A 16,210-nucleotide genomic window follows, 5' to 3' on the forward strand; every position below is an offset into this window, starting at 1 on the left:
TCCCCTACCGAAGTTTGGTTAACGTGGAGAACCCCGCACCTTAAGGTTAAAACAAAGCTACACTAAATCTAGATGCAGACAATAATTAGGGAAATATGCCAAATCCAGATGAAACTTACAAAAATTTAGCAACATCTCTCAAATCTGCATCTGAATTACTCAACTTAGAACGCACATCGCCACTATATCAAGATATAAATTCCATCTGCAATTATCTAACTAACCCTAACTTTAGAATTGCGGTATTTGGCCCGTTTAATCATGGCAAGTCTACCTTATTAAATGCAATCTTAGGAACGCGCACATTACCAATTGATTTAATTCCCACAACAGGCGCGGCGATTACTGTTAAATATGGTAGTAATGTCCGCACTCGCATCATGTTGACGGATGGGACAGAAGTATATCGCAATGGCACAGAAGTTTTACAACAATTTGCGATTCTTGATAACAATAGACAGATGCGAAAAGATGTCGCATCGGTAGAGGTTTTTTGTCCCCACACTTTTTTAGAAACTGGTGTAGAGTTTCTTGATTTACCAGGAACGAATGATAGAGATGAACAAGATAATTTAGTGAGAGAAAAATTATTAGGTGCAGATTTAGTTGTGCAATTACTAGATGCACGTAAGTTGATGACTTTAGGTGAACGAGAAAATTTACGCGATTGGTTATTAGATAGGGGAATTAAAACTGTTATTTTTGTGGCGAATTTTCTCAACTTACTAGAACCAGAAGAACAAAAGCAAGTGCAGAACCGCTTGTTATTTGTTGCTGAAAGTTTTCGCGCCGAATTACCCCCAGGTTTTAGTAATTTATATCGGGTTGATGCTTTACCTGCTTTACGCGCTAGGTTAAAGGGTGATGTAGCGGAGGCTAGTAGTAGTGGGTTAGTTGCGTTTGAAACGGCACTGCAAAATATTGTGGGTATTTTACAACAAAATCGGGGTAGTGTGAGGTTGCCGAGAGTGCAGGCGATCGCATCCCAAATTCAATTATCATTAAAAAATAAAATTGACCCCATCGCTAACGAATTTAAAGCTGTTGATGATAAATATAATGCCAAAATAGAAATTAAACAAAAAGCCAAAAATCTTATCTACCAAGGCTTTAATACTAGTATCTCTGAATTACGTGATTGGTTATCTTTATCAAAATTACTAGCTAAATATCAAGCTGATGCAGCTGTTGCATTGGCAGAAAATAAGTTTAAATATTGGCAAATTACTAATTTTAAAAAAGACTTAACAGAGTTACAGTTAGCTGTAATGAAATGGCTATATCAAGCGTATGATTTCTTCAAAGAAGAACGCCCTGAAGATTTATTAATTTCTTTTCCTCCAGAACCGCAAATTACTTTACCGCCGAAGTCAGATATTAATGAACTGTTAAGTGAACCGGGAGCAGTCGCAGTAGGTGGTGGAATTGGTTGGTTATTAGGTGGCCCTGTTGGTGCGGCTGTGGTTGGAAGTATTTCATATATATTAAATAAAAATATTCAAAAGCAAGAAGAAAAATCAACCAATGAATCATATCATCAACAAGTTGCGAAACTTTGCATAAATGCAACTGAAGATTATTTATCTCAATTTAGTAGCCAAGCTTTATCAATATTATCTGAATTTGAGCGCCAAGCTGAAAAAGTAATTTACTTTCAAGTACCTGAAGAATCTCAAGAAATAACTAAAAAACGTGCAGAATTACGACAACTGCAACAGGGATTTAATCAATTACTAAGTGAGTTAGAAAAGGCTAAAATTGCTACTAATTATCAACCTTATCAAGAAAATCCAAAAGTTATTCAACCTCAACAAAAATCTCATCGACAGCAAGAACAAGTTTATATACGTACCCTACAACCGGAAAATCAAGCCAAAACTACTGAGAAAAAAGTTGAACCTCCCAAACAGCAAGTTTATTCACCACCAAAAACTGCACCTTTACCCAATCCCGCAGAGGTAGAAGCGAAGTTTCGTAACTGGGAAATGGATGAAGAAATTGCGCGGATAAAAGCTCAAATGGGTTCTCCTGGTTTTCAAAATAACAAGCAGCAGACAAATCAAAATACCCAAGCAACTAAACCACCTCAAAGCCAAACTGAAAAAGAGAAAATTACTCGCGCCTATAAAATTTTAGGTGTACCACAAGATGCTACGTTTGCTGATATCAAACAGGCTTATAAAACTTTAGTAAAAAAATGGCATCCAGACTTATTTGTCAACCAACCCCAGATGCAAAAACAAGCGCAAGAAAAAATGCGTTTGTTTAATGAGGCTTATACAGTTTTGTCTAATAAGAATTAGGGGCGTGGGGAAAGAAAAAACCGGGATAAACCCGGTATAGTTTTGGATTATGCTTGCGATCGCAGTGTGATATACACCTTAGCTGTGAGCATTTGAGGGATGCGCCAAGAGACAAGCGATCGCCTGATAATATCAATTACCGCCTGTTCCTTAAAAGTGGAAGCCTGCTCATCTAACACCACCTGTCTGACTCGTCCCTTATTTATCTGCAACTCAAACACTAAATCGCCATTGACAACGGTATGTAATGGGAGAGATTCTAAATACTGAGTTAGCAGTGCAATCATCTGCTGATCCAATCCTGTCACACTAATAACCGCTAGATGCTTGACAGGTGCAATTTCCGCTAAAAAGGGTTCTTCATCCTCAAGACTTTCATCAAAAGCACGATACTGTTCTTCATAACGTGATACTTTTGGCGGTGGTGCTTCCTCAAAAATATCATCGAAAGAACCGTATGATAATTCAATTTCCAGTTCTTCACTTGGTGTGATTACTGGAGGTGGTTCAAACAGAAAACTCTCCGCTTCCGGTGCGCCTGGAGATAATTGGCTTCGTTTACGTTGCAAAAACTCAGGTGCAGGAGATAGCATATTTGCCATCATGGGAGGAGGCGTAACAGCACTAACAGCACTCCCAAAAATACCTTGATAACTGATACCTTCAGCCATTTCTACAGGTACTTGCACCGAAACTGAACCCTGACGCGAATCAACTCGCACATCATCACTCACCACTACAAAAGCTGTATATTGCGATAACAATTGATAAGTCAAAGCCGTATCCGTCACTGTTTCCACACCCAGCTTAGTTTCACCACTCACCATCTGATTCATCAATTCCTTAATACGGGAACGTCCCCAAAGTTGAGCGATTCCTCCGGAAAGCTTCGCTAACGCACAATTACCAGTTGCCTCAAAGTTCAAGTCAAAGGTATGCTGATAACGTGTACCACCCGCAGCCATTCCCGTAATATGCAATTTCCCCGCACGTCCATCTGGCTTTTTACCAAATAACACTAACGGCTGTTCTGCAAACAAATCTGGTGGGGTACAAGGATAGATAATTGGGGAATCGCCATCACCTTCCCATTGCAAATTAATGTTAGCCAGAACAGGATTGTTGATTTGACAGTAGAATTTTTCGACTACCTCATCAGTTGGTTCATCATGGCGAATGATGCGAGACATACCTCGTCCTAATTCTGCAATGCGGTTGAGTAAAAAACGATTCACCGAACTACCCGCACCAAAACTATAGAGGCGATTTCCTGGTTGGAGATGTTGTTGCACTTCGGAGAGAATTTGGTTTTCATTGCCGATATAACCATCCGTCAGCAGTACAATACTCCGCAACCGTCCGGGATCTGTGACTGGGAAATTTAAGACAGCACGAATCCCGCATAACATCTCCGTTCCGCCATTAGCACTCAATTGATTAATATAATTGATGGCTCTTGTGCGATTTTGGGAATTGTTGGCGAGGGGAACAGGCGATAGTTGCCGAGTCGTATCTGAGAAATCAATAATACTAAAAGTGTCATCAGGATTAAGTCCGTTAATGAAGCGGCGCATCAATTCCTGACATTGCATCAGTGGCGCACCCATCTGTGAGCCAGATGTATCAATGAGAAACACCACATCTTTAGGGACAACCTGATCTGGACGATATTGGAGCGCAGGAATTAAGTATAGTGCAAAGTGTCCCCCCCGTTCATCAACTTGGGTGAGTACAGTTACTTGGGTAGAGTCGCCTGCTACTTGATAGCGTAAAATCAAGTCTTTGTTAGGAATTGTGTCCCCACTGGCTAATTTCACCAACACCCGCTTACCTGCATAAGCTATCTGAATTTGGTGAGAAGGAGACTGGACATTTTGAACTTCAACCCCCGCATCAATTTCTATAGTCACATTAATATCATGAGGGGAGCGAGTACCCGATGGTAGGATAGGTGCATTCAACCGTGAACCATCGGGAACTATATCCGTATCTTGATTTTGCGTCATCGGTGCAGTAGCCGAACCGACACCACCTGCATTTCCCTCAATTGGTATCCCTGGAACGTAACGGGGAGCAACCACCATCGGGAAAACAAACTCATAATTACCCGCAGTAAATTTCAAGCTTTCAGAGTAGCAAATAATCACATCAATTTGCTCACCTGGTTGAATGTTGGCGAGGGATTGAGTAAAAATGTTGTCCCGTTCCTGTTCCAACAGTCCGGCGGTGCGTCCTTGCTGCTTCGCTTGCTCGTAGATTTGCTGTGCTTCTTGGCGTTTTTTAATACTACCTTTAATAGTCTTGTCACCAATCCGAATTAGCATATCATCAACAGCCGCCTCATCCGGTAATGGAAAAATATAGACAGCTTCGAGTGTAGTTTTAAAGGGATTTTCAAAGCTTTGGGTAACTTCCACCCGTGAGATATTCCCCGCAATTTTGGCTTGTACTTCAGTGTGTTTCAGGGGGAAAGCAATTTGCTGTTGTTCAGGCGTTTGAACATATAAGCCACCAGCTTGACGTTCTATAGTTTGAGTCATATCTGTTACCTCACGCTGTTTTGTTATGTCTCTAGAGTAGGCGCGTTTACTCGGCAGATATGCTCAGTTTTGTGTTCAGTCGATGCTCAGTGAGCAGCTAAGTAATGAACTTAGCGTAATCAAGAGTATTTTAAATGACCTTCAGAATTATCAGTATTATTAGTTGTTGAATTTTTTAATATGACAATGAAAAAAATCCTCTATGGTAAAATTCGGAGCAATCAGAATTAAGTAGCTGCTAGACTACACAAATATTACTGTAGAGTTTATTGATTATCGTATGTACACTTACAGACTTAACCGCATTGTATTCAATGATGGCTCAGAAATCATACCAGGAAACATGACAGTAATAATTGGCCCTAACAATGCAGGAAAGAGTCGTGTATTGAAAGATATTGCTGGGAAAACAACACAAGAAACTTCTTTACCTGGAATTGTTGTTAATGATGTTGAATGGACATCTCCATCTAGCTTGCAAGAATTCCGTGAAGCATACAGTATAGAGCGATATCTAGATGAAAATTATCAATGGATATTTCGTACATTAGCCCCTGAACTTTGCCAAGAATATCATAGTGGCGGGATAGATTGGCCTACTTGGTATGAACAAAATTTTCAGATGCTTATTACAGACAAGTTCCAGTTTGTTCAGCAATTTGGTAAGGCTATGGTTGCCTTTCTAACTACAGAACACCGTCTTCAGTTGGTGAAAAAGTGTGCTAGTGCAGAACATGATAAGCAAGAGGCCAACTTACTGCAAGCCCTTTATAATGCGGGGAGTCCTTTAGAAATTTCTATAAATGGATTAGTAAAACGTGCCTTTGGAAAAGAGATAAAATTGGACTTTACTGTACTCCAGCGATTGCTTCTTCGGGTAGGAGATAGCTTTAGTAGTGTTCCTCCAGATCCAAGAGATGCTAAACCAATTATGAGTCAGTATGACAAGTTAGATGAACAAGGTGATGGAATTAGGAGTTTTGTAGGAATTTTAACTGCGTTATTAGCAATTAAACGAAATGTGTTTTTAATTGATGAACCAGAGTCTTTTCTGCATCCACCTCAAGCTTTTCGTATAGGTGAATTTTTAGCGGAGCAAGCCAATAGTTCTCGCCAAATTATTTTAGCTACACACAGCACCGACTTGCTGCGTGGTATTTTAAGCAAGACAACTGATATAACTATTATCCGTATTGATCGGAAGGATAAAACTAACTTTTTCCATACACTTAACCCAAATGACTTACAAGAATTAGTTAAAGATCCTCTACTAAGTTCAGCGCGTGTTCTTGATGGACTTTTCTATACGGGTGTAGTTGTAGTGGAGGCTGATAGTGATGCACGTTTTTACCAGACTGCCTGCAATAAATTTAGGAATGACATTGACTTTCATTTTGTCAATGCAGATAACAAGCAGACTGTTTCACGAATCACTGAAACTTACCAACGAATGGGAGTACGTTGTGTAGGAATTGTTGATTTTGATGTGTTAAATAATCATGCAGAATTTGAAAAGCATTTAAAATCTTTACAACTTAGTCAAGAAGAAATTCAGAATTCGTTGAATATTCGTCAAAAGATTGCAGAAGCAGCTAAAGAAATTCCTGCTAATGAGAGATTAGCGAAAGTGCAAGAGCAAATGAAAGAACTAATAATCTCTGTTAATGAGATGCAAAATAAATTATTTACCTCAGAGGAAAAATCTACATCTGAAAAAGAAAAATTATTAAGGCAACTTGAGAGCAGATTCAAAGAGATTGCAGACACTACAAAAAATTGGAAGGATTTTAAGGCGAGAGGTCGTGAAGCTCTACCTGCAAAGCTACAATCAGAGTTCGATACTTTATGGCAAACTTGCGCTCAAAAAGGACTATTTATCAATCCGTGTGGTGAGTTGGAGTCAATGCTAACACAACAAGGTATTCCATACACAACTGACAAAAAAGGATGGATTACACAAGCCTTACAACTGCTTCCAAGACTTAATGTTAATGAAAGTGAATATCCTTGGCAGTTTATCAAAACAATCCATGATCATCTTGTAGAAGCAAAAACTTAATAATGGCACAAATATCGAAAATAACAGATATATGTCAAACTCGCTCAAAGCATCAACAACTGGACTGGTAATTGTAGACAAGGCGCGAAAACGTCTTGGCTGGACGAAAACTAGCACGGCTCGTTGGTGGCAAGATGCTCATACTTCTAGAGCTACTTTACGGCGATTTTGGCAGGCCGATCGCATTCAGCGAGAAATTTTCATCGCTATCTGTCAGGCTGTTGGGATTAACAATTGGGAAGCGATCGCAGAAATACCTGATGCAGATTCCGAGGAACTCTCTACGCAATACCTCGATTGGGATGAAGCACCTGATATTGAAAGTTTTTATGGACGCATCCAGGAATTAGCTCAGGTAGAGCAATGGACTATAGCCCATCGCTGTAAAATAGTCACTATTACAGGTATTGCTGGCATTGGGAAAACTGCTCTGGCTCTCGCTTTAGCCGACCGCCTTCAGTTACAATTTGATGGCTTAATTTGGAAATCGCTTGATTCTTCACCATCCCTAGTTTCCCTGCTAGATGGGCTTCTCAACACCTTTGAGCAAAATACTGTTAATGATATTCCCCAAGATACAGCAAAACTCATCCACCATCTGCAACAGCGTCGGTGTTTGTTGATTCTGGATGGGTTGGATGAGTCAGAGAAGCACTATCATCAATTTATCCAGCAATTAAGCCGCGCTCATCATCAAGGTTGCATTATCCTCACCAGTCGAGAACAACCAAACATCATTGAGTCAAATACTAAAACTGTTCGCAGTCTCACGTTAACGGGATTAGCAAAAGCCGAGGCTGTAGAACTATTGCAAGCCAGAGGATTCACAGGTAAGGAACTCGGATTATCAACCTTGATTCAACTTTATCGCGGCAATCCTTTAGCACTGAAACTTGTCACCCCATTGATTCAGTCGGTGTTTGGTGGGAATATTGCCGGATTTCTCAGTCAAAATACGATAGTGATTGGCGATCGCTTGCGTGGTATCTTCAAGCAACAGTTTGAGCAACTGTGTGATTTAGAACAAAGTATTCTCTATTGGTTAGCAATTTGGCAACAACCAATTTCTTTTAGCCGATTGCAAACTCATTTACTTATTTCTCTTGATCCTGCCACAGTTTTAGCAGCAATTATCAGTTTGGAAAAGCGATCGCTTTTAGAAAAATGGATCTGTAGTGGTGAACCTGCTTTTACCTTACAACCACTGGTGATGAAAATTATTACTGATGAATTAGTAGAACGTGCAACTCAAGAGATAATTCAGGTGATGCAGAGTCAAGATATCTCTGATTTTAAAATTTTGCGAACCCATTGGTTATTACGTCCGGGTAGTGATGATATTGTCGGCGATCGCATCTTACATCAACTACAAGAAAAACTCTGGCAGATTTATGGGGCAAATCTCGTACAGAATCTTCAACAAATTTTATTACTTTTAAATGATAAATCCCCTTTAGCAATTGGTTATATTGCTTGTAATATCACAACAATTATTAACCGATTAGGATAATAATATTGCTACCAAATTTTAGACATATTCAAGGAAAATCCTGGTAAAACTGGATCTGCGCTAACTGTCTCAGGATTTTCTAGACATTCTTCTGATTGACCAGGACGATAAATATAAACTCGGTGATGTTTGCGGTCAATTAAAAAACCTAACTGTACCCCTGGCGCTTGCATATATTCTGCCATTTTATCTTTGAGGGGTTGGAGGTTGTCGCTGGGCGATCGCAGTTCAATGACAAAATCAGGACAAATCGGTGCAAATACCTGTTTTTGTTCTGATGATAAAGCATTCCACCGTTCTAATTTCATCCAGGAAGCATCAGGAGAGCGTTTTGCACCCGTGGATAACGTAAAGCCTGTACTGGAGTCAAAACAAATACCTGTACCATCTTTTTCTGACCAAACTCCTAGCTGTAAAGCAACATTAAAGTTACGATTTCCTGTTTCTGAACCCGTAGGTGGCATAATTGATATTTCTCCGAATGGATTCATTTCAATGCGTAAATCTCGATTTACTTGACAGAAATCAAAGAATTGTTCGTCTGTCATTTGCATTGATGGTGGCATTTGGATCACAAAGGAAGATGACAGCATAATATTTCAAAAGCTGACTTTATTTTCCATTCTTACGTAAATACAAAAAAACGCAAAGATAAAGCTTTGCGTTCTATAAAAGAAACTAGTTAAAAATTTATTTACTCAATGCTGAATACTGGTTTTCACTCAGCACAGGCTAAACGCCCCGCTACTGCTAACAGCACTCAGCACTCAGCACTCAGCACTAATTACTTGTTAGGCTGAGGAGTTAACCGCAGATAGGGTTTGACTATTTCATAACCTTTGGGGAATTTTTCTTTTAAGACTTCGGGGTCTTTGAGGGAGGGGACGATGACAACTTTATCACCGTCTTTCCAGTCGGCTGGGGTAGCCACGCTGTAGTTATCAGTGAGTTGTAGTGAATCAATCACTCGCAAAATCTCGTCAAAGTTGCGTCCGGTGCTGGGAGGATAGGTGAAAGAAAGACGTAGTTTTTTGTTGGGGTCAATCACAAACACTGAACGCACTGTTACAGCCGCGTTAGCGTTGGGGTGAATCATGTCGTAAAGGTCAGAAACCTTACGGTCTGCGTCGGCCAAAATTGGATAGTTGAGTGTGGTGCTTTGGGTTTCTTCGATGTCGCCAACCCAGCCGTTATGAGATTCTACATCATCAACGCTGAGGGCGATCGCTTTCACATTACGCTTGTCAAATTCTGGTTTGAGTTTGGCAACTGTGCCAAGTTCTGTAGTACAAACAGGTGTAAAGTCAGCAGGGTGAGAAAACAGCACCACCCAGCTGTCACCTGCCCATTCGTAAAAATTTATGTCGCCGTGTGTTGAGGCTTGTGTAAAGTTGGGTACTGTATCACCAAGATGGAGAGTCATGAGAGATTCCCTGTAGATAAAGAGGCAGATGTAGTCTACTTTGCCATCATCCCATAAAACATCGGTTTCCCTATCGACTTGTAGCTGTTTTTTACAAAATTTTAATTTCTCAGCGTAGAGACAGAGATAGGGTCAGTGTAACTAGATGAGGCTTGATCATTATACAGATATAATGTTTGTCTTTTGCACTCAATAAAGTTAACTGAAAATTAACTTTTCTATCACACAATAGAAGCGGGATTCCACTTATTTATTGCAGAGATTGCTAGATGACTAATAATTCGGGGAAAAGTGCATGATTTTTCAAAGGTATCGGTTCGTCACCCATCTTGTCGTAATCTCTGCTGTAGTGTTCATGACTGGGTGTAATACTAATTCAACATCCGGCGATAATTTTACAGGGTTACAAGTCAAACTGTTGGTAGGTAGCGCGTTGGGAGACTTCTGTAACCAAGCGGCAAAAAACTTTAATGCTACACAACCAAAACTAGATAGTGGTGCAGCTTTTCAGGTGAAATGCGAAGCACTAGGTAGTGGTGATGTTGTAACTAAGATAGTTGGTCTAGCAGATCAATTGCAAAAAGGGACAGTACAAGCTGATGTAGTAGATTTTCCCACAGTTATTTCTCTGGATGGAGATATATATCAAAGTCAGTTAATTTACCGGATGAACCAAATTTCGCCGGGTAAAAATTACATTCCAGACATTACAGAATCACCACTCATCGCTAACACGCCAATGGTATTTATGGCGCAAGCTGATGTAGCTAGTGGATTGCGAAAAGTCGCTGACCCTTATAAAGTGTTGGTGACAGCAAAAACTCACCGTGATATTGACCCAGCTTCACCACCGTTAACAGTTCATTATGTACATTCTGCACCGACGCGTTCTAATTCTGGGTTGCAAACACTGGTAGCGCAATATGTCAGCGTCTCAGGTAAGCGTCCTGAAGATGTCACAGTGGCGGATGTGCAGAAGTTTCAATCCCAAATTCAACAAATCCAAAGTAAAATTACGCGTTACGGGGTTTCGACTAATTCTCTCGCCCAAGCAATGGTTAAGAATGGGCCTTTTTGGGCTTCAGTTGGTTCGGTGTATGAATCGAGTGTAATTGTTGCTAATTCCGGACTACCGCAGGGACAACAGCGTTATCAAGCAGTTTATCCCAAAGCCACATTTACTTCTAATATGCGGGCGATTGTACCGAATGCACCTTGGGTAAGCGCAGATGAGAAGGCTGCTGCGGAAAAGTTTATCACCTATTGGCGATCGCCTGATACACAAAAAATTGCCACAGATTTGGGTTTACGTCCCGGAACGCCTGGGGTTGCGTTGGGTGCTAAGTTTACTCCCGAATTCGGTGTAGAAGCTCAAGCCAAGTATGATTCCTTGCGTCCACCAAAGCCGGAAGTTGTAGACGCAATGTTGAAATCTTGGCAAGAATCAGCAAAAAAACCATCATTGGTGGTGGTTGTTGTCGATTCTTCTGGTTCAATGTCAGGGGATAAATTACCTGCTGTCCAAAATACTTTACAAAATTACATTAAGAACTTGGGGCCAAAAGAGCAAATTGCCTTGATTGATTTTGACTCGGTAATTCGTCAGCCTGTATTAGTAGATGGTACACCCCAAGGACGCGATCGCGGTTGGCAATTTATCAATGGACTTCAAGCTGAAGGCGGAACAAATTTATACGATGCGGCTTTAGAAGCCAGAAATTGGCTACAAAAAAATCTGCGTCAAGATGCAATTAACGCTGTGTTGATATTAACTGATGGAGAAGATGCTGGTTCAAAAATTAGGTTGAATGAATTAGAGGAAGAATTGAAAAAAAGTGGATTCTCTACTGACCAAAGAATTGGATTTTTTACTATTGGTTATGGTAAAGAAGGCGAATTTAAACCGGATGTTTTGAAAGAAATCGCTGAGTTGAATGGAGGTTATTATTCTCAAGGAAATCCAGAGACAATTTTGCAGTTAATGTCAAATTTGCAGGTGGAATTTTAAATCACAGATGAATACAGCCAGAATATCTGTTTGGTGAGGTGATATTTGATGAAATTAGTAAATCCACTTTATTATCCGTTAGCCGTTTTGACTGGAGGAGCGTTTCTATTCTTGGGTGTGCGTTTACTGCAATTGCCCAGCCTAGTGATGTTACCAGTCGCGTCGGGCATTACTATAATAAGTGCAGGTTGGCTAAAATTCCGTGAACCAACATCTTTTGAATTGGTAAATCCCGAATTAGAACGAGAAATTAACGCCGTCAAAGTAGCTGCTTTAGGTTTAGTGAATCAATCAGAAAGCTTGCGTTTAGAAGCTAAAAAAATACTCACTGATACCTTTCAAATAGAGCTTTTAACAGCATTAGAAATAAATAGCGATCGCACTGCTACATTACCCCCTAAAATAGACACTTTAGTTGTTAACTTATACGGCAATACTTCTATACTTTCGGTTAGTTCTTTACAACAGCAATTAATTGAAGTACAACAAAAAATTAATGCAAGTTCTGGTATAGCCAAAGAACATCTCAATCAACTTGAACAAAGTCTCAAACGCAATCTTAAGTTAGCTCAAGATGGTGAAGATACACGTTTAGCTAGGATGATTAATATTTCGACTTTAATTCAAAATTGTACGGGAATATTGCAACAATTACAAACTAAACTACGTACTTCTGATTTAACGGACTCTCAACAAATTAATGAAATGCAGTCACTTAGTGATGAACTGACGAGCTTATTAGAAAATCTCGATTTATTAGTTCGCAAGTAAGCAAAATTATGCCAATAGATTTAAAAAGTAACTCTAAAGTAAAGTCCCAATCAAAATCATCAAAAATTGTTACTTCAGTTGCGATTATTATTGCCACTTTGGGTTTAACTTATATTCCTCTTCCTGGTTCGCAAAAAAATGTCATTATTGTTAGTGGAACAGAGCTACAAGAACCTCTCCAACAATTAGAAGCTAAATTTGAGCAGGCAAACCCTAATATTAAATTAGAATTAAAATTTCAAGGCTCTCAAGAACTAGTTAATAATTATCTTGACCAGAAGAATGATTTTAAACCAACCATATTAATTCCCGCTAATGGAGAAATTTTAGCAGAATTAGGCGATCGCCTCCGCGCCACAAATTCAACTGAACCATTTTATGATTCTCCCCGACCACTGGCAAAAACCCTAGTAGTTGGTATAGCTTGGCCAGAAAGGGGTAAAGTCCTCTTTCCCAATGGACACTTTCAATGGTCAAAACTGGAACAAGCAATGCAAGCTGGTAACTGGGAAAAAGTAGGCGGTTCAAGTAATTGGGGTAGTTTTGATTTTGTCACCACAGACCCCACTCGGTCTAATAGTGGTCAGTTAACTTTGAATTTGTGGACACAATCAAAATTAGGCGGAACTATCAACGCCGATAGCTTCAACAGTCCATCAGTGCGATCGCTATTTAGTTTAATCAAAAAATCAGTTTATCAGCCGCCTCGCTCGACAGATATTCTTCTGCAAGAATTTATTGTCAGAGGTGCTAATGATGCTGATGTCGCTACTGTCTATGAAAGTGTAGCTTTATATCGTTGGCAACAATCAGCCGCCAGTAAAGGCAAACCTTACCAAGTTTATTATTTAAACCCATCAATTGAAACTACCGCCACAGCTGCAATTATCCGGCGAGATGTAGACGCAAGTACAGCAAAAGCCGCCAAACAATTTTTAGACTTTCTCACCCAACCAGAACAACAAGCAGTATTTGTCCAATACGGTTTTCGTCCAGTGAATAATAATGTTGATTTAAAAACTGTACCCAATAGTCCGTGGAGTCAAAACATTCCTGGCGCAGAAGTCAAGCCGAGTGTGAAAATCCTTCCACCACCTGATAGTAAAACAATTACAGAAATTCAACGCCTATGGGAAAGAGCTAATTAAAAAATTTTTCACGCAGAGTCGCCAAGGCGCAGAGAGGAAACTAACCTCTTATTCTCTGCGTCCTCTGCGTCTTGGCGGTTCGTTTAAATTACTTCTTGAGAATCTGTTGATAAGCTTGAATCATTTGGCGTGCGATCGCATCCCAGCTAAAATTTTCTAAGGCATATTTTTGAGCATTTTTTCCCCGACGTTGGCATTCTGTAGGATTTTGCAAAGCTTGTTGTAATAACTCAAACAACGCTGAAACCTCTGTTTTACCCACCCATCCCGATTCACTGTCGCTGACTTCCTGGCAAATATGCACTTGGTCAGAAATTACTACAGGTATCCCGGCTACCATCGCCTCAGCCACAGCAATCCCGAAGTTTTCGTAGTAGGAAGGTAACACGAATAAATCAGCAGCTTGGAGTAACCCAGTTTTCAATTTACCACTGACAAAGCCTGTAATAGTGGTATGCGATCGCAATGGTGAATTCTCAATTTGAGTTTGAATTTTTTTTTCATAGTCTGGGTCTTGAGGATTTGTCCCAGCTAAAACAAAATGAAACTTGTGATTATCCGCTAACAGTTTTTCTAAAGCTGGAATTAACAAATTCAACCCTTTTTTGGGGTCAATCCGCGACATAAACAGCACCAAAGATATATCTTCCGCAATTCCTAGCTGACTGCGTATGACACTTTGATAATTTGGTTGAGTAGGTTTCACACCCAAAGGTATCACCAAATCTTTTGTATTGACTCCAAATCTTGCTGATATTTTAGCTTCTTGTTCACTGGTAAAATGAATCGCTGCTGCACCTGCTAAATTTTGGCGTTCGATAAGTTCTACATATAGCTTTTTCAATTGTTTTTTCTTCTGTAAATCAGCCGGGTCAAGAGTACCTAAAGGACGCAAAATATAAGGTAGTTTTTTTTCCCGACAAACCGTTGCTGCTGCACTACTAATAGGCGAAAATAAAGCATGAATGTGTGCTAAATCAAATTCCCCAGCATGATTTTTCAGCCATTTGAGTAAATCCAGCGAAAATTTATAACGACGAAATGGCGCACAGCGGAAATAAATTATTTCATAACCATCTTGTTGAATTGGCCGATTTAAAGGTATATCTAAAGGCTGTTGACCATTATCGCCATTACTATCCGTTGTCAGAATAGTAACTTTTACATTCTCTTTAGCTAAAGCTGGAGCTAACCCTAATACCATTTGACTAGGGCCACCATAAATTAAAGAAATAGATGGAACAATTTGCAGTATTCGCATTTTAATTTAATAGTTTATTTTATTTTATTTTTATTGCTGCGCTATATTTCTATATTATCAAGAAGTTCATATCCCCAATTTCTTCAAAAAATCGGGGATATGAAGACTGCGATCGCAATTTTCAATTAGCAGACATAGAAGGTTGTTTATCAACAACTAACATCTCCGATTCTTGATCCAATTTGCTATATATCTGCCCATCATTCCAGATGGATTGAATTACACTAGATGAAGCATTTATAAAACCTAAAATGTAGAACATCGCACGGGACAAGACAGCAACAAAAGAACCGCTTTTGTTACAAGGTGGATGTCCCAAAACCTGACAATCAAATAAACGCGAGGCTAGTTGTAAAATTTCACTAAAATTCAGGTTCTTCAACGCCATCAAAAAATTATTGTGATAGAACGTGAATTGATATTTGAGCGATCGCGTACTAATATCATGGCAACCACCAGTTTCTTCACCTAAATGCACTAAATGAGCTTCTGGGTCATACCAAATCTTATATCCTGTCTGCCGAATTCTCAAACAAAAATCAGATTCTTCCCGCACTGCACTCCCGCGAAATCTCTCATCAAACCTCAGTCCATACTGACTGAAAATCTCGCGGCGGAATGACATATTACAACCCCTGGCTGTTAACACCTGTTGGGGTTTAATTGTATGTACTAAATCAAGATAATGCCAAGCAAGACCAGGATTCATAGCCTGGGGAGGGAGATATTCAATCTGTAAATTTCCCCCAGATTCGCTTAACTTCATTCGGTCAAATACTCGCCCCGCCACAGCCCCAATCTCTGGATTTTGCAAATAATTTTTCGCATGAGCCATTAAAAACCCAGGCGTTAACCTCACATCATCATCAATAAATAAAATTATTTCGCCAGATGACCGCCGCACGCCATAATTTCGCGCCCCAGGTAAACTAGCCCAATCTAAGCGAAACCATTGAATTTTACCTAATGCAGCTACTTCTTCTAAATAAGCTTGAACTTCTGGTTGGTGTTTTGGTGATTGATCTACTACCAAAACTTCAAAATGGGGATAATCTTGAATCAGAACATCCACTATACTATCCTTTAAAGCTTCCTCTCGTCCGTAGGTTGGTATAATTACGGAAATTACAGGCAAATCATTCATGTAATTTTCTGCTCAACTAAATTGGTTGTTTTTGTAGTAGAAT

11 protein-coding genes are annotated in these 16,210 nt (G+C 39.7%); 6 read left to right on the forward strand and 5 right to left on the reverse strand.

Translation table 11 applies throughout. The features are described from left to right. Window positions 1-95 precede the first annotated feature (95 nt). Window positions 96-2,303: a dynamin family protein gene (locus IQ244_RS04430; protein ID WP_193890218.1), complete on the forward strand. Its 2,208-nt coding sequence runs from the start codon at window positions 96-98 to the stop codon at window positions 2,301-2,303. Window positions 2,304-2,350: 47 nt separating this feature from the next. On the opposite strand, the gene IQ244_RS04435 is transcribed toward IQ244_RS04430, so the two are convergent. Then, a complete protein-coding gene (locus tag IQ244_RS04435) occupies window positions 2,351-4,843 on the reverse strand; it encodes a VIT domain-containing protein (protein WP_193890220.1) in 2,493 nt (830 codons plus the stop codon). Between the two features lie 343 nt (window positions 4,844-5,186). Here IQ244_RS04435 and IQ244_RS04440 point away from each other — a divergent pair, with 343 nt between their 5' ends. Both IQ244_RS04440 and IQ244_RS04445 read left to right on the forward strand, forming a co-directional pair. Continuing rightward, entirely contained in the window at window positions 5,187-6,902 is a 1,716-nt protein-coding gene (locus tag IQ244_RS04440) for an ATP-dependent nuclease (RefSeq protein WP_193890222.1), read from the forward strand. 31 nt (window positions 6,903-6,933) lie between these two features. Continuing rightward, entirely contained in the window at window positions 6,934-8,412 is a 1,479-nt protein-coding gene (locus IQ244_RS04445) for an NB-ARC domain-containing protein (RefSeq protein WP_193890224.1), read from the forward strand. Window positions 8,413-8,420: 8 nt separating this feature from the next. Here the strand turns inward: IQ244_RS04445 and IQ244_RS04450 are convergent, their stop codons facing one another. Beyond that, entirely contained in the window at window positions 8,421-9,005 is a 585-nt protein-coding gene (locus tag IQ244_RS04450) for a Uma2 family endonuclease (protein ID WP_193890226.1), read from the reverse strand. Between the two features lie 191 nt (window positions 9,006-9,196). After that, window positions 9,197-9,835 (reverse strand): peroxiredoxin, encoded by a 639-nt coding sequence (locus IQ244_RS04455; protein WP_193890228.1) that lies wholly within the window; start codon window positions 9,833-9,835, stop codon window positions 9,197-9,199. 295 nt (window positions 9,836-10,130) lie between these two features. Here IQ244_RS04455 and IQ244_RS04460 point away from each other — a divergent pair, with 295 nt between their 5' ends. Genes IQ244_RS04460 through IQ244_RS04470 form a run of 3 tightly spaced genes read left to right on the forward strand, consistent with a single transcriptional unit; the run spans window position 10,131 to window position 13,762 of the window. Further along, complete coding sequence (locus IQ244_RS04460; protein ID WP_193890230.1) at window positions 10,131-11,843, forward strand: VWA domain-containing protein; 1,713 nt, start codon at window positions 10,131-10,133, stop codon at window positions 11,841-11,843. 48 nt (window positions 11,844-11,891) lie between these two features. Further along, entirely contained in the window at window positions 11,892-12,614 is a 723-nt protein-coding gene (locus tag IQ244_RS04465; RefSeq protein ID WP_193890232.1) for a hypothetical protein, read from the forward strand. An 8-nt stretch (window positions 12,615-12,622) separates the two neighbouring features. Then, a complete protein-coding gene (locus IQ244_RS04470) occupies window positions 12,623-13,762 on the forward strand; it encodes an extracellular solute-binding protein (protein WP_193890234.1) in 1,140 nt (379 codons plus the stop codon). Between the two features lie 88 nt (window positions 13,763-13,850). On the opposite strand, the gene hpsP is transcribed toward IQ244_RS04470, so the two are convergent. Next, on the reverse strand, window positions 13,851-15,023 hold the full coding sequence (gene hpsP / locus IQ244_RS04475) for a hormogonium polysaccharide biosynthesis glycosyltransferase HpsP (RefSeq protein WP_193890236.1): 1,173 nt from the start codon (window positions 15,021-15,023) through the stop codon (window positions 13,851-13,853). Between the two features lie 121 nt (window positions 15,024-15,144). Next, window positions 15,145-16,167 carry a hormogonium polysaccharide biosynthesis glycosyltransferase HpsN gene (gene hpsN, locus IQ244_RS04480; protein ID WP_193890238.1) on the reverse strand — a complete coding sequence of 341 codons (1,023 nt, stop codon included), beginning with the start codon at window positions 16,165-16,167 and terminating at the stop codon, window positions 15,145-15,147. Between the last annotated feature and the right edge of the window lie 43 nt (window positions 16,168-16,210).

Source organism: Nostoc sp. LEGE 06077, assembly GCF_015207705.1.
Taxonomy (GTDB): domain Bacteria; phylum Cyanobacteriota; class Cyanobacteriia; order Cyanobacteriales; family Nostocaceae; genus Nostoc_B.